Annotated in this window: 18 protein-coding genes; 11 read left to right on the top strand and 7 right to left on the bottom strand. The window is 62.6% G+C overall.

Translation table 11 applies throughout. The features are described 5' to 3' along the window. Nucleotides 1–59 precede the first annotated feature (59 nt). Nucleotides 60–326 (bottom strand): hypothetical protein, encoded by a 267-nt coding sequence (locus tag MGMSRV2_RS13580; protein WP_024080935.1) that lies wholly within the window; start codon nucleotides 324–326, stop codon nucleotides 60–62. Nucleotides 327–626: 300 nt separating this feature from the next. Between MGMSRV2_RS13580 and MGMSRV2_RS13575 the strand changes: the two genes are divergently transcribed. After that, a protein-coding gene (locus tag MGMSRV2_RS13575; RefSeq protein ID WP_144084247.1) for an IS630 family transposase occupies nucleotides 627–1588 on the top strand; the annotation gives its coding sequence in 2 pieces (ribosomal slippage) (nucleotides 627–975 and nucleotides 975–1588; 963 coding nt in all). Between the two features lie 125 nt (nucleotides 1589–1713). On the opposite strand, the gene MGMSRV2_RS13570 is transcribed toward MGMSRV2_RS13575, so the two are convergent. The 5 genes from MGMSRV2_RS13570 to MGMSRV2_RS13550 all read right to left on the bottom strand — a co-directional run bounded on the left by MGMSRV2_RS13570 (nucleotide 1714) and on the right by MGMSRV2_RS13550 (nucleotide 7750). Beyond that, nucleotides 1714–2301 (bottom strand): DUF3035 domain-containing protein, encoded by a 588-nt coding sequence (locus MGMSRV2_RS13570; protein ID WP_024080934.1) that lies wholly within the window; start codon nucleotides 2299–2301, stop codon nucleotides 1714–1716. A gap of 4 nt (nucleotides 2302–2305) precedes the next feature. Next, on the bottom strand, nucleotides 2306–2818 hold the full coding sequence (gene lspA, locus MGMSRV2_RS13565; protein ID WP_024080933.1) for a signal peptidase II: 513 nt from the start codon (nucleotides 2816–2818) through the stop codon (nucleotides 2306–2308). Beyond that, nucleotides 2818–5667 carry an isoleucine--tRNA ligase gene (ileS, locus tag MGMSRV2_RS13560; RefSeq protein WP_024080932.1) on the bottom strand — a complete coding sequence of 950 codons (2850 nt, stop codon included), beginning with the start codon at nucleotides 5665–5667 and terminating at the stop codon, nucleotides 2818–2820. The genes lspA and ileS overlap by 1 nt, the downstream gene beginning before the upstream one ends. Before the next feature lie 12 nt (nucleotides 5668–5679). Next, nucleotides 5680–6666 (bottom strand): bifunctional riboflavin kinase/FAD synthetase, encoded by a 987-nt coding sequence (locus MGMSRV2_RS13555; RefSeq protein WP_041633637.1) that lies wholly within the window; start codon nucleotides 6664–6666, stop codon nucleotides 5680–5682. Between the two features lie 82 nt (nucleotides 6667–6748). Then, nucleotides 6749–7750, bottom strand: a complete 1002-nt coding sequence (locus tag MGMSRV2_RS13550) for a DUF2125 domain-containing protein (protein WP_024080930.1) — start codon at nucleotides 7748–7750, stop codon at nucleotides 6749–6751. On the opposite strand from MGMSRV2_RS13550, the gene MGMSRV2_RS13545 reads away from it, so the two are divergent. From MGMSRV2_RS13545 to MGMSRV2_RS13530, 4 genes are read left to right on the top strand one after another with little or no spacing between them, the layout of a single operon-like run. Beyond that, nucleotides 7749–8330, top strand: coding sequence for a gamma-glutamylcyclotransferase (locus MGMSRV2_RS13545; RefSeq protein WP_084028098.1), 582 nt, complete (start codon nucleotides 7749–7751; stop codon nucleotides 8328–8330). The two genes, MGMSRV2_RS13550 and MGMSRV2_RS13545, sit on opposite strands and share 2 nt — an antisense overlap. Nucleotides 8331–8388: 58 nt before the next feature. Then, the gene (locus tag MGMSRV2_RS13540; RefSeq protein ID WP_024080928.1) at nucleotides 8389–8955 is read left to right on the top strand and encodes a TetR/AcrR family transcriptional regulator; all 567 of its coding nucleotides are present in this window, start codon (nucleotides 8389–8391) and stop codon (nucleotides 8953–8955) included. After that, nucleotides 8952–9452, top strand: a complete 501-nt coding sequence (locus MGMSRV2_RS13535) for a GNAT family N-acetyltransferase (protein WP_024080927.1) — start codon at nucleotides 8952–8954, stop codon at nucleotides 9450–9452. The genes MGMSRV2_RS13540 and MGMSRV2_RS13535 overlap by 4 nt, the downstream gene beginning before the upstream one ends. Beyond that, nucleotides 9449–9727, top strand: a complete 279-nt coding sequence (locus MGMSRV2_RS13530; RefSeq protein ID WP_024080926.1) for a hypothetical protein — start codon at nucleotides 9449–9451, stop codon at nucleotides 9725–9727. Before MGMSRV2_RS13535 ends, MGMSRV2_RS13530 begins: the two co-directional genes overlap by 4 nt. Here MGMSRV2_RS13530 and MGMSRV2_RS13525 read toward each other — a convergent pair. Then, nucleotides 9718–11397, bottom strand: coding sequence for a peptide ABC transporter substrate-binding protein (locus MGMSRV2_RS13525; RefSeq protein WP_024080925.1), 1680 nt, complete (start codon nucleotides 11395–11397; stop codon nucleotides 9718–9720). The two genes, MGMSRV2_RS13530 and MGMSRV2_RS13525, sit on opposite strands and share 10 nt — an antisense overlap. 314 nt (nucleotides 11398–11711) lie before the next feature. On the opposite strand from MGMSRV2_RS13525, the gene MGMSRV2_RS13520 reads away from it, so the two are divergent. From MGMSRV2_RS13520 to MGMSRV2_RS13495, 6 genes are all read left to right on the top strand, one after another. Continuing rightward, nucleotides 11712–12314 carry a 50S ribosomal protein L25/general stress protein Ctc gene (locus MGMSRV2_RS13520; RefSeq protein ID WP_024080924.1) on the top strand — a complete coding sequence of 201 codons (603 nt, stop codon included), beginning with the start codon at nucleotides 11712–11714 and terminating at the stop codon, nucleotides 12312–12314. A gap of 15 nt (nucleotides 12315–12329) precedes the next feature. Further along, nucleotides 12330–13028 (top strand): aminoacyl-tRNA hydrolase, encoded by a 699-nt coding sequence (pth, locus tag MGMSRV2_RS13515; RefSeq protein WP_024080923.1) that lies wholly within the window; start codon nucleotides 12330–12332, stop codon nucleotides 13026–13028. 5 nt (nucleotides 13029–13033) lie between these two features. Beyond that, on the top strand, nucleotides 13034–14137 hold the full coding sequence (gene ychF, locus MGMSRV2_RS13510) for a redox-regulated ATPase YchF (protein ID WP_024080922.1): 1104 nt from the start codon (nucleotides 13034–13036) through the stop codon (nucleotides 14135–14137). Nucleotides 14138–14428: 291 nt separating this feature from the next. Beyond that, entirely contained in the window at nucleotides 14429–15673 is a 1245-nt protein-coding gene (locus MGMSRV2_RS13505; RefSeq protein ID WP_024080921.1) for a tyrosine-type recombinase/integrase, read from the top strand. 302 nt (nucleotides 15674–15975) lie between these two features. Then, entirely contained in the window at nucleotides 15976–16173 is a 198-nt protein-coding gene (locus tag MGMSRV2_RS22450; RefSeq protein WP_024080920.1) for a helix-turn-helix domain-containing protein, read from the top strand. After that, nucleotides 16163–18691, top strand: coding sequence for a bifunctional DNA primase/polymerase (locus MGMSRV2_RS13495; RefSeq protein WP_024080919.1), 2529 nt, complete (start codon nucleotides 16163–16165; stop codon nucleotides 18689–18691). The genes MGMSRV2_RS22450 and MGMSRV2_RS13495 overlap by 11 nt, the downstream gene beginning before the upstream one ends. Nucleotides 18692–19087: the final 396 nt, after the last annotated feature.

Genomic DNA, 19087 nt, shown 5'->3' with positions numbered 1-19087 from the left:
CTGTCGTGGTTATGGTCCACCGGATATAGGCCCATGCCCCATGACCGGCAAGGCCACGATCAATCCGTGAGCGATTTGTAATGCCCCGGCTCGTCGCTGTCGAAACTCAGCAGCACGGCGCCGGTGGTGCCGTCGATGCACTGAAAGGCGGTGCGCTGGCGGTCGGACGTGGGTTGCCACAGGGCGTTGACCATGCCGGCGCGGCTGAGGCCGGCGATCATCGGCGCCGCTCTTTCGCATTGGGCCAGGGTGTCGAAGGAGGTCGCGGGGGCGCTATAGGCGCACATGGGGCCAACGCAGGCGATGACCAGGGCGGTGATGGGCATGGCGGATTCTCCTTCGGGGCAATGGGCTATGGGAAACCTCGTCGAATGTCGGCTTTTCTACAGATGGGCATGGGCCGCACTGTCACCAAGATGTAATGCCATATCCCGGTGATCGGAACCGATCACCGACGCCCTCATGCGGCGGGCGCATCCCTCCGGGATGCTTGCCTCACGCGGCATGAGCCGCGCGGCGCTTTGCGCCTAGAGCGGTTTCACGCCGAGCGGAATCGGTAGAGGATTCCCCCTGAGGTCATTTTGTGATTCAACATCTTCGGTAACAACGCTCCCGAGGATGATGCGATGACGTGGCGCTCAGGGCAGTCCTATTCTCAGGACTTGCGCGATAGAGTTTTGGCGGCTGTGGACAGCGGCATGAGCGCCTACGAGGTGGCGCCGCTGTTCCGGGTGAGCGTTTCGTACATCTACAAGGCCCAAGGCCGCCGCCGGGCCACCGGCGAGACGACGGTGAAGCCACGGCCTGGGCGGCCAGGACAGAAGCTGGCGGCTCACCTTGAGGCGTTGCAGGCGCAGATCAAGGTCGAGCCCGATGCCACGCTGGCTGAGTTGCGCGCCTGGGTTCTGGCCGAATTGGGCGTGTCGATCAGCGTCGGCGGCCTGTGGAACACGCTTGAGCGGCTCGACCTCAGTCTGAAAAAAAGAGTGCGCATGCTGCCGAGCAGGAACGTCCCGACGTAGCCGAAGGACGCATCGCCTGGCGAGCCGAGCAGCCGGCGCTGGACCCAACCCGCTTGGTCTTCCTTGATGAAACCGGGGCATCGACCAACATGACCCGGCGCTACGGACGGGCGCCGCGCGGTCAGCGGCTGCTGGCTGCGGTGCCGCACGGTCATTGGAAAATGACCACCTTCGTCGGGGCGCTCCGGCATGACGGAATCTCCGCCCCCTTCGTCATCGACAAGGCGATGAATGGCGCGATCTTCCTGGCCTATGTCGAGCAGGTCCTGGCTCCGACCTTGCGGCCCGGCGACATCGTCGTAATGGACAATCTGCCCGCCCACAAGGTGGCAGGGGTCAAGCAACTCATCGAAGCCCGAGGGGCCACCCTGCGGTATCTGCCGCCCTACTCCCCAGACCTCAATCCCATCGAGCTCGCCTTCGCCAAGCTCAAGAGCCTGCTGCGAAAGGCGCAAGCCCGCACCATCAACACCTTATGGGACGTGATCGGAAAACTCATCGACCTGTTTCCGCCCGAGGAATGCGCCAATTTCTTCGCCCACGACGGATATGGACGCTCGATGTGAAAATGCTCTAACCAAGTCCCGATGAGTCGAGCTCATCGGGACTTGGTATAATGGGGGAAGCGGGCAAAGAAAAACCCCCAGGGGTGACCCGGGGGTGCAAACAGGACCGGAAGCTGTTGGTTTGGTTACCAGATACCTTCCAGCATGCCCTTGCGGCGGCGTTCGATGCGCGGGGTGTCGCCGGTGGACAACGCATTGCCCAATGCCTGATTTTCACGCAGGCGCTGGGCTTCCTGGCCGGCATTCAACTGCTCGCCGGCGCCGACACCCTCGGGCTTGCGCCAGAATACCAGCTTGTCGGTGAACGACTTGTCGGCATCGGCCAGCGACTGGGTTTCCTTGTTCACCAGCAGGCGGATCTCCGGGTTGATCTGCTCGGCCCCGGCCTTTTTCAGCAAGGCAACGTCGCCCTGGGTGCGACCCTGGGTAGCGATGGGGGTATTGGCGCGGGGATTGCCGGTCAAGGCCCGCCGCGCCTGATCGCGCACATTGCCTTCCTGCGGGCGTTCCATGCCTGGGGTCGGCGGCCGCAAGGTGAAATCGGGCGGCATGGTCAAGGGGGCGCGTGACACCACCTGGAATTCATCCGGCGGCGCCTTGTCGTAGCCCATGGCGCGCTTGGTTTCGGCGCAGCCGGACAAGGCGAGCGCGGCCACGGCCATCAAGGCGGCGGCACGCAACGAAGACTTTTGGGTGGTGATCATGCGCTTCATGGCCCTAATTCTTATCCGAGTTCCGCCGTGTAAACAAGGAATCCAACACCAACAAGATAGCGCCGATGGTAATGGCCGAATCCGCCAGATTAAAGGCGGGCCAGTGCCAGCCGAAGGCATGGACGTCAAGAAAGTCGGCCACCGCCCCCCAGCGGGCCCGATCGATGACATTGCCCAGCGCACCGCCGATGATGGAGCCCAGGGCCAAGGCCATCAAGCCGTTATCGGCACGCTTCAGCCACACCAACAAGCCGGCGACGATGACGATGGACAGCACCGACAGGGCGACGGCATTCCACGGCCCGCCATTGTTGAAGATACCAAAGGAAACACCGCGATTCCAGGTCATCACCAGATTGAAGAACGGCGTCACCTCGATGAAGACGGGGGAAAAGAACGGGGTGTCGGTGACGCCGTCGGGGCGCATGACCTTTTCCACCACCCACCATTTGCTGATCTGGTCGGCGATGATCAGAATGACGGCCAGGATCAGGCCATAAAGCCGCATATTCTTCATCACAGCTTGGCCACCGCATCCGAGCACCGGCCACAGACGCCGTCGTGGGCGTGGTGGCCCACTTCCGGCAGCACCTTCCAGCAGCGTTGGCACTTGTCGCCCTCGGCCCCGCGCGGCACCACGCCGATGCCGGGCACGTCGGCCAGGGTGAAGGCGCTGTCGGGGGCGGGGCCTTCCACCACCAACAGGCCCGAGGTGATGCAGATTTCCGCCATGTCCAGATCGGCGATGGCGGCCATGGCTTCACCGCTGACGTAAAGCGCCGGATTGGCCTGCAGGCTGGAGCCGATGCGCTTGGCCACCCGCTCGCCTTCCAAGGCGCCGGTGACGACGCGGCGGACGGCGCGCACCTGTTGCCACTTGGCGGCCAGGGCGTCGTCGCGCCACTGGGCGGCAATGTCGGGGAAGGTGTGCAGGTGGACGGAATCATCTGCCGACGGATGGCGGGCCAGCCAGGCTTCTTCCGCCGTGAAGCAGGCGAAGGGCGCCAGCCACTTGCACAGCGCGTCGAGCAGGATGTCCATCACCGTGCGCGCCGCGCGGCGGCGCAGGCTGTCGGGATGGTCGCAGTAAAGCGCGTCCTTCCTGATGTCGAAATAGAACGCCGACAGATCGATGGCGCAGAAATTGTGCAGCTCGTTGAACCAGGAATGGAACTCGAAGCTGTGGCAGGCGCCGCGCAGGCCGGCATCGATCTCGGTCAGGCGGTGCAGCACCCAGCGTTCCAGCTCGGGCATGTCGGCGAATGCCAGCTTTTCGCCGTCGCTGATGCCGTCGACGGCGCCCAGCAGATAGCGCAGCGTGTTGCGCAGGCGGCGATAGACGTCGACCTGGGTTTTCAGGATTTCCGGGCCGATGCGCAGATCGTCGGAATAATCCGAGCCCACCACCCACAAACGCAGAATGTCGGCGCCCTGGGTGCCGACCACTTCTTGCGGCGACACCACGTTGCCCAGCGACTTGGACATCTTACGTCCGTCTTCATCCAGGACGAAGCCGTGGGTCAGCACCGCGTCATAGGGGGCGCGGCCACGGGTGCCGCAGCTTTCCAGCAACGACGAATGGAACCAGCCGCGATGCTGGTCCGATCCTTCCAGATACAAGCTGGCCGGCCACTTGGTGTCGGACCATTCCTCGCCCTCCAGCACGAAGGCGTGGGTGCAGCCCGAATCGAACCAGACGTCGAGCACGTCGAAAATCTGCTCGTAATCCTTGGGGTCGCGGCCCTCGCCCAGGAAGAGTGCCGGGTCGGTGGTGTACCAGGCATCCGAGCCCTGTTCCTTGAAGGCGCTGACGATGCGCTCCATCACCGCCGCATCGCGCAGGGGCTGGCCGGTATGCTTGTCGACGAAAACGGTGATCGGCACGCCCCAGGCGCGCTGGCGCGACAGGCACCAATCGGGCCGGGTCTCGATCATGGCGCCGATGCGGTTCTTGCCCTGGGCGGGGACGAAGCGGGTGTCGTCGATGGCTTTCAGCGCCTTGGCGCGCAAGCCGTTGGTTTCCATGGACACGAACCATTGCGGCGTGGTGCGGAAGATCAACGGCGCCTTCGACCGCCACGAATGCGGGTAGGAATGCTCGATCTTGCCGTTGGCCAGCAGATTGCCGCAGGCCTTCATCGCCTCCATCACCGGCTTGGCGACGGGGCTGTAATACTTGCCGTTCTTGCCCTTTTCCAAGACGCTGAGGCCGGCGAAGAGGGCCACCGACGGATAATAGGTGCCGTCGGGCTGCACGGTGTCGGGCACAGCGATGCCGTTGGCACGACCGAGATGGAAGTCGTCCTCGCCATGACCGGGCGCGATGTGGACAAAGCCGGTGCCGGTATCGGTGGTGACGAAATCACCGGCCAGGGCGGGGACGGCGAAATCATAGCCGCCCTTGGCTTCGGGGTGGTGCTTCAAGGGGTGATGGCAGATGGTGCCAGCCAGTTGCTCGCCTTTCAGGGTCGCCACCACCTTGAAGGTGCACTTAGCATCCTTGGCCACCTGCTCGGCCTGATCCTTGATCAGCACCAGCTTGTCGCCGACGCGGGCCAGCGACCCCTCGGCCACTTCGGTGACCTCCACCACCACGTAGTCGAACTCGGGGCCATAGGCCAGGGCGCGGTTGCCCGGCATGGTCCACGGCGTGGTGGTCCAGATCACCACATTGGCGCCGTCCAGCGCCGGATGGCTGGCGGTGACGACGGGGAACTTGATCCAGATGGTGACGGAGGTGTGGTCGTGATACTCGATCTCGGCCTCGGCCAGGGCGGTCTTTTCCACCACCGACCACATCACCGGCTTGACGCCCTTGTAAAGCGAACCGTCCAGCAGGAACTTGCCCAACTCGGCGGCGATGGTGGCTTCCGCCGCGTTGGTCATGGTGGTGTAGGGGTGATCCCAGTCGCCTTCCACGCCCAGGCGCTTGAACTCGGCCCGCTGGATGTCGATCCATTGGCGGGCGAACTGGCGGCATTCCTCGCGGAACTGCACCACCGGCACTTGGTCCTTGTCCTGGCCGGCTTCGCGGTACTTTTCCTCGATCTTCCATTCGATGGGCAGGCCGTGGCAATCCCAGCCGGGGATGTAATGAACGTCGTGGCCCAGCATGAACTGGGTGCGGTTGATGACGTCCTTGAGAATCTTGTTGAGCGCGTGACCGATATGCAAATGGCCGTTGGCATAGGGCGGGCCGTCATGCAGCATGAACTTTTCCCGGCCCTTGGCCACCGCGCGCATGCGCTGGAACAGGCCGATCTCGGCCCAGCGGGCCAACAGCTTGGGTTCCAGGTCAGGCAGACCGGCCTTCATGGGAAAGTCAGTCTTGGGCAGGAAGACGGTGTTCTTGTAGTCCGCGCTCATGTCGGGTCTCTTCTAAAAATCGGACACGGCCACCATGGGGCCGGGGCTTTGGGGAAAGTGACGGGCGGCCAGGATGGCCCGGGCCTGCTGGGCATCCGCCGCGATCTGGGTTTTCAGCTCGTCCAGGCCAGCGAACTTGCGTTCGGGGCGGATGAAATCGACCAGGGCGACGCGCAGATGGCGGCCATAAAGGTCGATGTTGTGGTCGAGCAGATGCACTTCCAGAATCTGGTCTTGCTTGTCGAAGGTGGGGCGGTTGCCGAAATTGGCGACGCCGTCCAGCCATTGGGTGGCGCCGCCCAGATCGATGCCGGCGCGCACGGCATAGACGCCCGCCGCCGGGTGCTGGTACTCGCCCAGATGGATGTTGGCGGTGGGAAAGCCGATGGTGCGGCCGCGCTGGTCGCCGTGTTCGACCCGGCCCTCGATTTCCCAGTAATGGCCGAGCAGGCGGGCGGCAACACTGGGCTGGCCGGCCACCAGCGCCTCGCGCACCCGGGTCGAGGAATAGGTTTCACCGCCCTTGGCCATTTCCGGCGGCACGGCGGTAAAGCCGAAGGCACCTTCATCGGCGGCCTTCTGCAACAACGCTCCGGTGCCCTTGCGGCCCTTACCGAAGACATAATCATAGCCCACCACCACATGACGGGCGCCCAGGCAGGTGGCCAGCACGCCGCCGACGAATTCCAGCGCCGTCATGTCGGCGAAGGCCTGGTCGAAATGCTGCATGAACAGAAGATCGATGCCGAGCGCCTCGATCAGCCGCGCCTTGACCCGGAACGGAGTCAGGCGGAACGGCGGCTGCGCCGGGTTGAAAAAGGCGCGCGGATGCGGCTCGAAGGTCATCACCCCGCAGGCGACGCCCAAATCCTGGGCGATGCGCTTGGCGGTCAGGATCACCGCCTGATGGCCCTTATGGACGCCGTCGAAATTGCCAAGCGCCACCACGCAGCCTTGAAGGTCGGGTGTCAGTTCGCCGCAATGTCGGACCAGACGCATGGGGGCCAAGGTGGAATTCCTGAAAATACCAAGGACGTAAGGGGTAGTCGAAAGCGCCGGCCAGCGCAACCCCGCTGGATGTTCAGGGCGGGCTGAAGCTGGCCCAGGGAATGCCCGGCACCGCCGCCATCCGCGCCGGTCCCAGATACAGGCTGCCGTCTTGGATGGTGATGGGGGCGGGAATGGCCGGGCGGCCGCGCGGGTCGGGCTTGGCCATCAGCCCCAACAGGGTCTTGGACGTGCGCGCCGTCGCCTGATCCACCAGCCCGGCCTGATGCAGCCGGTCCATCAGTGCGTCGAAGCCGTGGATGCGGGTGGACAAGGCGACCAGCGGCTGGCCGCCGGGGTCAAGGGCGGCGGTGCCGCTGCCTTCCAGCCCCATGGGCGGCCAGTCCAGGGCGACGCGGTCCAGTTCGATGATGCCGCCTTGCTTGCTCCAGCCGGCGATGGCGGCCACCGGGGTGGCGGCGGGGATCGGCCCCATCACCCGACCGGAAATCTCCGCCAGCGCCATCTGGCCGTCGAAGCCGGGCAAGGTGTTGGGCGGCAATCGGATGTCGCGGCCCGACAGGGCGAAGCGCCACGAGGCCGGATGGCCGCTGGGATCGGGACGGGGCGGCAGTGCCGCGAGGCTAAGGCCCAGATCGGCGATGCTGGTTTGCCCGGTTTGCAGGCCATGCAGATGGGCGTCCAAGGTGCCGCTGGCGATGGTTGCCGCCAGCCGCTCCAGGCTGAGCGGCCAGTCGCGCCCGGCCCAGGTGAGGCGATGGTCGCCGGCGGTTTCCACATGGACGGCGCGCGGCCACAGCGGTGCTGTCCACAATTCCAGATACGGCCCGCGCCAGCGCAGACCCGATGGATGGCTCAATTCGGGCGCGGTCAGGGTCAGGCGCAGTCGCCAGGGAAAGCCGCCTGGCGTCTCTTCGGCCCAGGCGACAGTCCAGCCTTCGGCCCGGCGCGCCTCGGCCCAGGCTTCAACATGGTTGCGTGCTTGCCCGGCGGCGTGCATCCAGTACAGGCTATAGGCCAGTAGGACGGCGACAAGGCCGACGACAGCGATCAGGACAAGGCGGCGAGCGGACATGGACTCATCCGGCGAAAGGAAGGCACAAGACAGGTCTAACCCGCCCCCTGTTGCAGTGCAAGGCGATGTATGGGTATTTGCCTATGGCTCATTGATGTGGAACCCCGGTTTTGTGCCCGCTGCCAATGTTGCTGCCCGGTTGCATGGCTGGTGCCGGTCCATGTGCGTGCTGTCCACCATCTATCGCGGCACCGATTCCTGCCCCGGTCTGGTGCTGGGGCTGGATCGCGGCGGCTCGTGCCTGGGCCGGGCCTTGCGGGTGCGGGGCGTCGACTGGGCGGCGATCAAGGCCCGGCTGGACGAGCGGGAATTGCCCACCGGCGTTTATCTGCCGCGCTTCCTGCCGGTGCGGCTGGAGGATGGTCAAATGGTGCCCGCCTATGCCTATGTGGTCGATCGCGACCATTGGCAATATTGGCGCGGCGAGCATGACGACGCCATCCGGCTCTTGCGCCAGGGTCACGGCAGGGGCGGTTCGGCCCGCGATTATCTGGCCAACGCTGTCACCCATCTGACCGAAATGGGCATCCGCCGGTCGTCGCTGCACCGCCTGTTGCGGCAGGTGGACGGCAAGGCTTGACCCGATGACGATGTCGGCGTAACAATACGAGACGTCTCGTCTCGTTATCCGGTGCGCCATGGCCGATCCTTCCCGCCGTTCATCCCGCAAGCACGCCGCCATTGTTGCCGCCGCCGTCAGCTTGGTTGCCACAAACGGCTATCGGGCGGTGACCATCGAGGCGGTGGCCGCCGCCGCCGGGGTGGGCAAGCAGACCATCTATCGCTGGTGGCCGTCCAAACCCGCCTTGTTCATCGACGTCTATGACCAATTGGTGGCGGTGCAGCCCCCCGACCCGGATGTGTCGGCGCCGCGGCAGGTGCGCGCCATCCTGCGTCAGGTCTTCGGCCTTTATGCGACGACGCCGGCGGCGGCCATCCTGGCCGGGTTGATCGCCGATGCCCAACACGACGATGCCGCCCGCCATGCCCTGGTCCATGGCCTGATCGGCGGACGCGGCCCGGTGCTCCTTCAGCCCTTGGCCGCCGCCCGTGACCAGGGGCGGCTGCCGGCGGATTTCGACGTGGACTGGGCGGCGGAAATGGTGGTGGCGCTGATCTGGAAGCGGGTGCTGTCGGGCGGCGTCCTCGACGATGCCTTTGCCGAACGCATCATCGCCAGCGTCTTCGCCAAGGTGGCGCCATGAAACCGCGTTATGAACGCACCTATGTGCCCGGCGCCATGGGGCGGCTGTTGGCCTTGCAGATCGAAACCTATGCCCCCGCCCTGGGCTTTGGCCGCGCCTTCGAGGCCAAGGTGGGCGCCGACATGGCCGAATTTCTGAGCCGCTACGATTCTGTGCGCGATCTGCTGCTGACCGCCCTGGTCGGGGATCGGGTGGCGGGCGGCATCACCCTGGACCGGGGCGAGCACGATCCGGCCCTGGGTCTGGCCCATCTGCGCTGGTTCGTCGTCGATCCGGCCTTGCGTGGTCAGGGGCTCGGTCGGGCTCTGCTGAAACAGGCGGTGGATTTCGCCCGCGCCTGCGGTGATCGGCAAATCTATCTGTGGACGGTGGCGGATTTGCCGGCGGCACGACGGCAATATGACGCTCAGGGCTTTGTCCTGGTCGAGCAGATGCACGCCGCCACCTGGGGTAAGGCGATGACCGAACAGCGTCTGGTGCTGGACCTCACCGCTTGACCGAAGCCAAGGCCGGCTCGGACGCTGACCGTCACCATGGCGGCATGAGCAAGATTCTGATCGCCAGCGGCATCGCCGTCATGACCCTGTCGGGTCTGGCCGCCTTGTCCGCCATCATCGCCGGCACCGCCCAATGGCTGGGGCTGGCGGCATCGTTTTCGCCACTGCTACCGCCGCAAAGCCTGGTGGTCGGCGGCTTGTTCCTGGGCGTGCCGATCATTGCCGTCGGCTGGGCCTTGATCTGGTTCGGCGGTTGGATGCGCAATCACCGTTGAGCGGCGACTTTGCCTTCGGCGCTCCACTCGGTGACCCACAGTGAGGTGGGGGCGTCGTGACCGGTGGGGCGCAATCCCTTCAGCCAGTCCGGGGTGATGAAGCCCGCCGTGGTGAAGAACAGCGGCAAGGCCGGTAAATCCTCGGCATAAAGCGCCTGGAGATCGGCCCATAATTGCTGGCGCTTGGCCGGGTCCAATTCAGCGTCAAGGGCGTCGATCAGCGCATCCATCTTGGGATTGGCGTAGCCGGTGAAGTTCTGGCCCGAGAAATTGTTCTCGGCCTTGGGAATGAAACCGGAATGCAAGGTGCTGCGCGGCACCTGACCGGGGGTGCCGAACCACGAATACAGCACCATGCCGGTGAAGGCGCGCTTGGTCACCTTGTCGGCGAAGAAGGTGCGGGAAATTTCGGTGAACGGGCGAATCTCCACCCCGATCTGACGCAATTGCGCCTGGATCACCTGCTGCACCAATTCGCGCGAGTGGTTGCCGGCGGTGGTCCCCAATTCCAGCACCAGCGGCTGGCCGGCGGCATTACGACGCGGGCCCGGCCCCATCTGTTTCCAGCCGGCCTCGTCCAACAGGGCGGCGGCGCGGCGCGGGTCATAGCCATAACGCTTGGCCGCACCGCTGTAGATGGGTTCCAACGACGAAATGCCGCTGTCGGCCAGGGCCAGCTTGCCGCCGAACATTTCGCGGCTGATGGCGTGGCGGTCGATGCCGTGCAAAAGCGCCCGGCGCACCCTGGGATCGGTCAGGGCCGGATGGGCCGGGTTGACGTCCAGGTGCTCATAGACCAGACCGGGCTTGAACTGGGCCGAGTATCCCGGCGGCAGCCGGTTGGCCAGCGATACCGCCTGATCCAAGGGCAGCCCCATTTCACCGGCGATCATGTGCACCTGTCCGGCCAACAGCGCCGCTTGCAAGGCGCTGGTGTTCTCGATGGTGCGCAGCACGATGCGGGAAAAGGCCGGGGCTTTGCCGGCCCAATGGGGGTTGGGTTCCAGCGTCACATGGCTGCCGGTGACCATTTCGGTCACCCGGTAGGGGCCGTTATAGAGGCCGGGATTGGTGGGCGCGGCCATGTACTGGCTGCGTTTGCGGTATTCCCCCGGTTCGGCGAAGGCGGCCTTTTCCACGTGGGCGGGCAGGACGCGGAAATCGGTCAGCACGTTATAGGTGCCGGTGGCCTTGGCCAGATGCAGGGTGAAGGTCTTTTTGTCGGCGCTGGTGTCGATGGCGGTGATCGACCGGTAGATGCCGGCATTGGCGACGCCGCTTTGCGGATGCTTGCCCACGTTCCAACTGAACAAGACGTCGTCGGTGGTCACCGGCTGGCCGTCGGCCCAGCGGGCGTCGGCGGGCAGGGTGAAGGTGACGGTCATGCCGCCATCGGGCTTGGTCTTGGCCAGACCGTTTTCTACCGTCGGCACGGTGGTGCACATCAGGCAGGCCAGCTTCCAATCGGCATCATAGGCGGTGATCGGTCGGTGGACGAAGCCCAAGGCATAGGCCTTGACGATCATCGATTCGATGCTGGGGTGCAAGATGGTGGGAAATTGCGACAGGCCGATGACCAATTCGGGGCGTGACGGATTGGCCTGGGCGGCCAGGGGGGTCAAAAACGCCAGGGCAACCAATAGGTTGCGAAAATGTGCCCACGGGTGCATCTCAGGTAAAAACCTTATGCCTTGTAAAGGTAAAATAAGGACCGGCTAAATAAATCAGACGTCAGCGATGCGCCGTCAACCACGATACTATGCGCATCCACCCATGTTGAGGTCAATTTTATGATTGTGACAAGTTATCGCGGCTTTGTACTGGCGTAATATGGCGAACGAATTATAGTTCGGCTCTGGGCGCCGGCAGAGCTGGGCGGATGCCTGCGAATCCAGCTTGAAGACGGGCGACCAAAGGTGTAAACAGCCCCCTTCGGCGCGGCACCCCTGGAGGCCGCGCCTTTACGTGTTATTGGAGAATCGATATGACTGAGATCAGCGCCATCGTCGCCGAGCTGCGCGATCGGGCCGGAAAGGGGGCCGCCCGAGCCACTCGCCGTGAAGGTAAGGTTCCGGGTGTGATTTACGGCGGCAAGCAGGACCCCATCTGCATTGCCATCGATCCCCGCGTCATTTGGGCCGAGCTGCACAAGCCGGGCTTCAAGACCCGTCTGTTCGACGTGGATCTGGCTGCCGGCGGCAAGCACCGCTGCCTGTGCCGCGACGTTCAGTTCCATCCGGTCACCGATCAGCCGGTGCACATCGACCTGATGCGCGTGTCCGCCGATGCGGTCGTGCACGTCAAGGTGCCGGTGCATGTGATCAACGCCGACAAGTCCCCGGGCGTCAAGGCCGGCGGCGTTGTCTCGCTGGAACTGCACGAAGTGGAAGTCACCTGCGCCCCCGACCTGATTCCGTCCGAGATCGTCATCGATCTGGCCGGCAAGGACGTCGGTTACTCGGTGCATGTGAACGACCTGGGCCTGCCGGCTGGCGTCACCCCCTATCATGTCGGCGCCAAGGCCGGCGTGTTGACCATCGTCCCGCCGACGGTCAAGGGTGGCGATGCCGAATCGACCGAAGCGTAAAGATCTGGTGGCGGCATGATTCTGGTCGTAGGACTGGGGAATCCCGGTTCCGAATATTCCCAGAACCGCCACAATATCGGCTTCATGGCGGCGGACGAACTCGTCCGCCGCCATTCCTTTGGCCCCTGGCGCGCCAAGTTTCAGGGCATGCTGGCCGAGGGTAATATCGACGGCGTCAAGGTCCTGGCCTTGAAGCCCATGACCTATATGAACCTGTCGGGCCAATCGGTGGCGGCGGCAGCGAGATTTCTGAAAATCCCGGTGGAAGATGTCGTCGTCGTCCATGACGAACTGGATGTCGCCCCCGGTCGGGTCAAGGTCAAGCGCGGCGGTGGTGCCGGCGGCCATAACGGCCTGAAAAGCATCGATGCGCATTTGGGCCAGAATTATCGTCGGGTGCGTCTGGGCATCGGCCACCCCGGTGACAAGGACCGGGTATCGGGCTATGTGCTGGCCGATTTCGCCAAGGCGGAAACCTGGGTGACGCCGCTGATCGACGCGGTGGCCGAGGCCTTGCCCAAATTGCTGGCCGGCGACGAAGCCGGTTTCATGAACAAGGTGGCGGTGCTGACCGCGCCACCCAAGCCGAAAAAGGACAAGCCGGCACCTCAGGCGCCGATTGTGCCTTCGATGATTTCTCCGCCCGCCCCGGTCTCGCCGCAAGGATCCCTTGCCGAGGCGTTGAAGGCGGCACTCGAACGCAAGAAGGATTAGACGTCATGGGTTTCAATTGCGGCATCGTCGGGCTGCCCAACGTGGGCAAGAGCACGCTTTTCAATGCGCTGACCCAGACGGCGGCGGCCCAGGCGGCCAATTATCCGTTCTGCACCATCGAACCCAATGTGGGCCGCGTCGCCGTGCCCGATCCGCGCCTGGACAAGCTGGTGGTCATCGGCAAGAGCCAGAAGGAAATCCCGACCCAGCTTGAATTCGTCGACATCGCCGGTCTGGTGCGCGGCGCTTCCAAGGGTGAGGGGCTGGGTAACCAGTTTTTGGCCAATATCCGCGAGGTCGACGCCATCGTCCACGTGCTGCGCTGCTTCGTCGATGACGACATCAAGCACGTGGAGGATTCGGTCGATCCGGTGCGCGACGCCGACATCATCGAGACCGAGCTGATGCTGGCCGATCTCGACAGCCTGGAACGGCGCATCGTGCCGTTGGAAAAGAAGGCCAAGGGCGGCGACAAGGAAGCCAAGGCCCAGGTCGAGGTGATGCTGCCGCTGCTGGCGGCTTTGCGCGACGGCAAGCCGGCCCGCACCGTCAAATTCGACAGCGAAGACGAAATCCGCATGGCCAAGCAATTGGGCCTGTTGACCATCAAGCCGGTGGTCTATGCCTGCAATGTCGAGGAAGCGTCGGCGGCTTCCGGCAACGCGCTTTCGCAGAAGGTGTTCGAGATGGCCGCCGCCCAGGGCAATTCAGCGGTGGTGATCTCGGCGGCGATCGAGGCGGAAGTGGCGCAATTGGGCAGCGACGAGGAGCGGGCCGAGTTCCTGGAAACCCTGGGCCTGGAAGAAACCGGCCTGGCCCGGGTCATCCGTGCCGGCTATGAATTGCTGCACCTGATCACCTTTTTCACCGTCGGTCCGAAAGAGGCGCGCGCCTGGACCGTGCAAAAGGGCGCCAAGGCGCCGCAGGCCGCCGGTGTCATTCATACGGATTTCGAAAAGGGCTTCATCCGCGCCGAAACCATCGCCTATGACGATTTCATCGCGTTGGGCGGCGAAGGCGGGGCCAAGGAAGCCGGCAAGATGCGGCTGGAAGGCAAGGAATACGTCGTCCAGGACGGCGATATCTTCCACTTCCGCTTCAACGTCTGAGGCGCAGTAAAAAGGCCGGGGAAACCCAGCCTTTTTACGATCCATGCGGACAAAAAGAGAGGCCCCGGTTATGCACCGGGGCCTAAGTCAAACAGGGAGGCTTCACGTCTAGGAGTAATGAAGTCTATGGGGTCACGATGGGTCTGGTCGGGTCTGGCGGTGAATGCGTATGGAGACAACACGTTGTGTTTCAGCCATATTTTGTTATTATGACCCAATCAGACCCTTTCAGGTCCAACCTGACTTGCGGTTATAAAGTGAAGCCCCAATGAAGCCCCAAAGGCGAATGCCGTGACGTCAGACCGCATCGAATTCACCGACCGATACCTAAAGGGCTTGAAGTCCACCGCAACCCGATACAGCAAGACCGACCTCTCTTGCCCCGGCTTGATGATCAGGGTCACGCCCAACGGGGTGAAGTCTTGGTCGATCCAATATCGACCGAAGGGGCAGGCGCAGCGGAAAGCCACTTACGGAACCTATCCCGAGGTGAGCCTCAAGGATGCCAGGGCTCGTGCGAAGGCCTTAACAGCCGCTGCCGCTGTCGGTCGTGACCTCATGGCCGAAGAGGCTGCCGCTGCGGCTGCCGCCATAGCCAAGGCTGCCGAAGACCTAGCACGGTCACGGACGGTGGCCGCGACGGTTGAGGATTACGTGGCCGGTTACTGCCGGCCGAACCAGCGACAATGGAAGCAGACCGAGGCCATGTTGCGAAATCACGTCGTTCCAAAGATCGGCAAGAAGCTGTTGGTCGAGTTGCGGCGTGCCGATGTGGTCGAATTGATGGATGATCTTCAACACAAAAAGGGGCTAACGGATCAGTGCGACCGGGTTCTGACCAGCCTCAAACACCTGTTGAATTGGTCGGTGGAACGCGAATGGATCGAGGTCAATGTCGCCCAGCCCATCAAGAAGCGGTTCAGGTCCGACAGCCGGGACCGGGTGCTGTCTGGCGACGAGTTGAAGGCGATTTGGACGGCTGCCGAAGGACTGACCGACCCCAGCCGATCCCTCATCAAGGTGATGATCTTGACGGGGCAACGCCGTGATGAGGTCCGCGAAATGGAATGGTCCGAAGTTGATCTTGAAAGGGCGGTCTGGACACTTCCAATGCTCCGCAACAAGGGCAAGCGTGAACACGTCGTCCCCCTGGCTCCCGAGGTGAAGGCTATTCTTGAAGAGCTGCCCCGCCTTGGCAATCGGTGGGTGTTCACCGCCAAGGGGACGGTTGCCTACAACGGCATGAAGCGCCTGAAAGAAATTTTGGACCGTGAGGCAAAAGCGGCGGAATGGGAACCGTGGGAGTTCCATGATATTCGCCGCACCGTCGAAACGGGCCTGGCTTCTCTGGGCATCGGTCAGGAACTTCGCGACCGGGTGATGAACCACGCGACATCGGGCGTTGGTGCCAAGCACTACAACAAACACTCCTATTTGGAGGAAAAGAAGGCGGCGCTCCAAACTTGGACCCGATATGTGTTGAAGACGGTCGGCGTTGATCGGGAGCACAATGTGGTGGTGCTTCGAGGTGCTTGACGGCCCATATGGGGTCTGGCAGACTCTTGTGTACGCAATATCCGACGCTGGCCTATGACATGGTGGGCATCGGGTGGACCGGGTGGGAAGCTCGGCACATTGACGTTTAGTTGGTGATCTGGGAGTTCTGGTGCGTCCGACATGTCGGCGTTTCGGTTGAGCCCAGCCAGGAAAGTGGTGCTAAGCGTAGCCACCCTGGTTCCAAATGCTAAGCCCGTGCTGTTCGGGAAGCGTCAGACTGGCAATATCGCCGAACCCGACCCAAGTCCAGCATAGAGGGTCCCTCAGTTTAGGGGACATCTATGTCAGCTGTTACGCTGCTTTCGCTCAAAGGCGCCTGCGTGTGCCTGGGTGTTTCACTCTCCACCGTCAAGCGGATGATCAACCGGGGGGACCTTCGTCCCGTAAAGGTTGGTCGTGGGGTCCGGGTCCGCTCGGACGATATTCGGACGCTGATTGACTCCCTGACGATCAAGGGGGGAGCGCGCCATGTCGCTTGATCGCAACGAACGCGGCCCCGTCGGCGCGACCAACGCCGACGAGGACCAAAACCAAAGCTTTCAGGAATCCCAGGATTTTAGCCAAACTGTCGCACAGGTTCAAGCCGTTGCGGGCATTTTTGGTTCGCTGGCCCAGAAGTATTGGACCGCTGGGGTTCCCGTCATCCCGTTGGTGCCGCGTGAGAAACGGCCCGCCGTGGCGAATTGGTCGCTATTCCGGTCGCGGATGCCGAGGGAAGACGAGCAAAGCACTTGGTTGACCGCCCACAGTAACGGAAACATCGGTTTGCCGTTGGGGGGCGCTTCCGGGGTCGTGGCCTTGGACATCGACACCACCGACGCCGTCGTTATCGCGGCCATTGAAAGCGCAATTCCTGTTCAAAGTCAGTGGAAGCGCGTCGGCAAGAAAGGCTACGTCGCAGTCTTCCGCTTCAGCGGTGAGAAGACCTTCCGAGTGAAGGACAAGGACGGCAAGACCGTCTGCGAACTGCTTTCCGCAGGCACCCAAGTCGTGTTGCCGCCGTCGATCCACCCCGATACCGGCTTGCCTTACACCGCCAATTGCGAATTGCTGGACGTGATTGGGCTGCTGCCCACGCTGCCGATGGACTTCGAAAAGAACCTGCGGGACGCGCTGGAAGCTGCGGGCGTCAAGCTGAACAAGAGCGGCAACAGCGCCCATGTGGACCTTACCGCCGTTGCGGGTTGCGGCGGGCGCGACGATCAAGCCACCAACGTTGCCGGTCATTTCGCCCATGTCGTCAGCGTTGGACAAATGACGCTTGTGGAAGCGCTTCGCGCAGCTTGCGGCTGGGTTCTTCACAACGTCGAACAACGCCCTGGTGACGAGTTCACCGAAGCGGACATGACGGAGAAGGTTCTCCGGTTCGTCAAACAAGACGCGGAACAGCGTGGAGGCCTTCCTCCGGGATGGAACGACGATCTCCCCGAGGAGATCGCCACACAGGTGGTCGAAATCGATACCCGCGAGCGCCCTTTGGTTCAAGTCAGGGGCGGGGAATTGGTTCGCACGGTTGATCTTATCGAAGCCGCATTGATGGAAGGCGACCCTGATCTTTTCCAGCAGAACAACAGGCTGCTTCGGCTGGTGGAGAACGAAGTTCCCGGACGGCATGGCGTTCCCACCAAGGATGCCCAACTTGTCGTCGCAAACGCGGTTCATCTTCGCGAACGGGCGATGCGGGTTGCTGACTTTGAAAAATGGGACAGCCGGAAATCTGGCGGGGGAGGTTTCGTGCCCTGTGACTGCCCTAAAGACGCAGTAGAAATGCTTGTGGCTCGGACTGGCTCTTGGAAATTTCGCCCTATCAGCGGTTTCCTTCAAGCCCCGACGATCCTGGCGGATGGAAGGATCCTGTCCACGCCCGGTTATGACGCAGGCACCGGGTTGTTGTACGCGCCCAATGCCGACTTCACCCCGATCCCGGAGAACCCGACCAAGGAGGAGGCAGAAATAGCATTGGCCCGCCTAGTAGGGCTGATCCAGACTTTTGAACCCGATTTCGTCAGTCCTGTTGATCGGGCGGTGTGGGTCGCGCTGGTTTTGACGGCGCTCATTCGTCCGACGCTGCGGACAGCACCGTTGTTCGGGTTTTCTGCGCCTTGCCCCGGAACAGGAAAAACCTTCCTTGCCGATCTGGCGGCATGGGTTGCTTTTGGCCGTGGGGCTCCGGTCCTTGGTCAAGGTAAGGATGCCGAAGAGCTGGAAAAGCGACTGTCGTCCAGGTTGCTGGCCGGTTCGAGTTTCACGTTGTTCGACAATTGCACGGCCCCCATCGGCGGTGATTTCCTCAACGCGGTCCTGACTGCACAAGAGACCGCCACCAGGGTTTTGGGGAAATCTGAAGCTCCCGAGCGGCCTACGGCCATGACGCTGGTGTTCACGGGCAATAACCTGAAGATCGACGGCGACACCAACCGTAGGGCGATTATTTCCAGGTTGGATCCCCGAACGGAACGCCCGGAAATCCGCCCCTACAATTTCGATCCTTATGAAGAAGTTCAGAAGCATCGTGTCGAGTTCGTCGTTGCCGGCTTGACGATTCTTCGGGCCTTCGCGTTGTCTGGTTGGAGGTCAGCCATTGTTCCGTTGCAGTCCTTCAAAGACTGGTCGGAACGGGTCCGCGACGCGTTGGTGTGGTTGGGCCTGCCCGACGTGGTTACCACCCAGGAAACCAACCGTGCGGAAGACCCGGAAACGCTTGCCGCCACGGCTGTCTTCGAGCAATGGTGGGAGCACTTCGCGGACAACACCGTGGGTGTAGCTGAGGTCATTAAGCGCGCAATCGAACCGCGCCCTGCGGTCAACGGCTACGAGTTTAAAGACCCCGAATTCCGGGAAGCTCTTCTTAACGTAGGCGGCACCTCCGGGGCCGTCAGTTCCGTCAGGTTCGGAAAGTGGTTGAGTTCCCAGAAGGACCGTTATCGTGGTGGGTTTCGCCTCACCCAGGCCAAGGCAGTGGCAGGAAGCGCACGCTGGTGCCTCAATCGCATCTGAAAAGGGGGGGGATGGGGGCTTTAGGGGGGTGTTTAATACCCTAGATCATGGAGTTGTCAGTTAATAATCACTATTAATTGACAGTCTATAGGTTAGCGGCTGAAAATATCTCCAAGAACCCACCATCCCACCACTTAATTCTCGTCGGTAATGATCCGCAATTAGTTTGATCGAGCCACAACGCATTCATTGTGATTGAAATCAATTGATACTACTTGCTGTTTCAATCATGATTTGTGTTGTTTTAGCATATATAGATGGGGTTTACATGGCTCGGCGCACACCTATTCAAGCGCTTCTTACCACTTCAGAGCGCGACATGTTGGAGCTTCGGGCTCGTTCGGAAGGGTTGACGATGTCCGCTATGGTTGCGCGAATGATCCAGCATGACTGGTA

Source organism: Magnetospirillum gryphiswaldense MSR-1 v2, assembly GCF_000513295.1.
Lineage (GTDB): Bacteria > Pseudomonadota > Alphaproteobacteria > Rhodospirillales > Magnetospirillaceae > Magnetospirillum > Magnetospirillum gryphiswaldense.
Note: the sequence above shows the minus strand (reverse complement) of the source record. Positions and strands in the feature narration are given on the sequence as shown.

Coding starts and splice junctions, on each gene's coding strand:
- MGMSRV2_RS13540 (WP_024080928.1), top strand. CDS start 8,389: ATGGCCGATCCTTCCCGCCGTTCATCCCGCAAGCACGCCGCCATTGTT.
- MGMSRV2_RS13570 (WP_024080934.1), bottom strand. CDS start 2,301: ATGAAGCGCATGATCACCACCCAAAAGTCTTCGTTGCGTGCCGCCGCC.
- MGMSRV2_RS13550 (WP_024080930.1), bottom strand. CDS start 7,750: ATGTCCGCTCGCCGCCTTGTCCTGATCGCTGTCGTCGGCCTTGTCGCC.
- MGMSRV2_RS13495 (WP_024080919.1), top strand. CDS start 16,163: ATGTCGCTTGATCGCAACGAACGCGGCCCCGTCGGCGCGACCAACGCC.
- ychF (WP_024080922.1), top strand. CDS start 13,034: ATGGGTTTCAATTGCGGCATCGTCGGGCTGCCCAACGTGGGCAAGAGC.
- ileS (WP_024080932.1), bottom strand. CDS start 5,667: ATGAGCGCGGACTACAAGAACACCGTCTTCCTGCCCAAGACTGACTTT.
- lspA (WP_024080933.1), bottom strand. CDS start 2,818: ATGAAGAATATGCGGCTTTATGGCCTGATCCTGGCCGTCATTCTGATC.
- MGMSRV2_RS13555 (WP_041633637.1), bottom strand. CDS start 6,666: ATGCGTCTGGTCCGACATTGCGGCGAACTGACACCCGACCTTCAAGGC.
- MGMSRV2_RS22450 (WP_024080920.1), top strand. CDS start 15,976: ATGTCAGCTGTTACGCTGCTTTCGCTCAAAGGCGCCTGCGTGTGCCTG.
- MGMSRV2_RS13580 (WP_024080935.1), bottom strand. CDS start 326: ATGCCCATCACCGCCCTGGTCATCGCCTGCGTTGGCCCCATGTGCGCC.
- pth (WP_024080923.1), top strand. CDS start 12,330: ATGATTCTGGTCGTAGGACTGGGGAATCCCGGTTCCGAATATTCCCAG.
- MGMSRV2_RS13535 (WP_024080927.1), top strand. CDS start 8,952: ATGAAACCGCGTTATGAACGCACCTATGTGCCCGGCGCCATGGGGCGG.
- MGMSRV2_RS13545 (WP_084028098.1), top strand. CDS start 7,749: ATGGACTCATCCGGCGAAAGGAAGGCACAAGACAGGTCTAACCCGCCC.
- MGMSRV2_RS13525 (WP_024080925.1), bottom strand. CDS start 11,397: ATGCACCCGTGGGCACATTTTCGCAACCTATTGGTTGCCCTGGCGTTT.
- MGMSRV2_RS13520 (WP_024080924.1), top strand. CDS start 11,712: ATGACTGAGATCAGCGCCATCGTCGCCGAGCTGCGCGATCGGGCCGGA.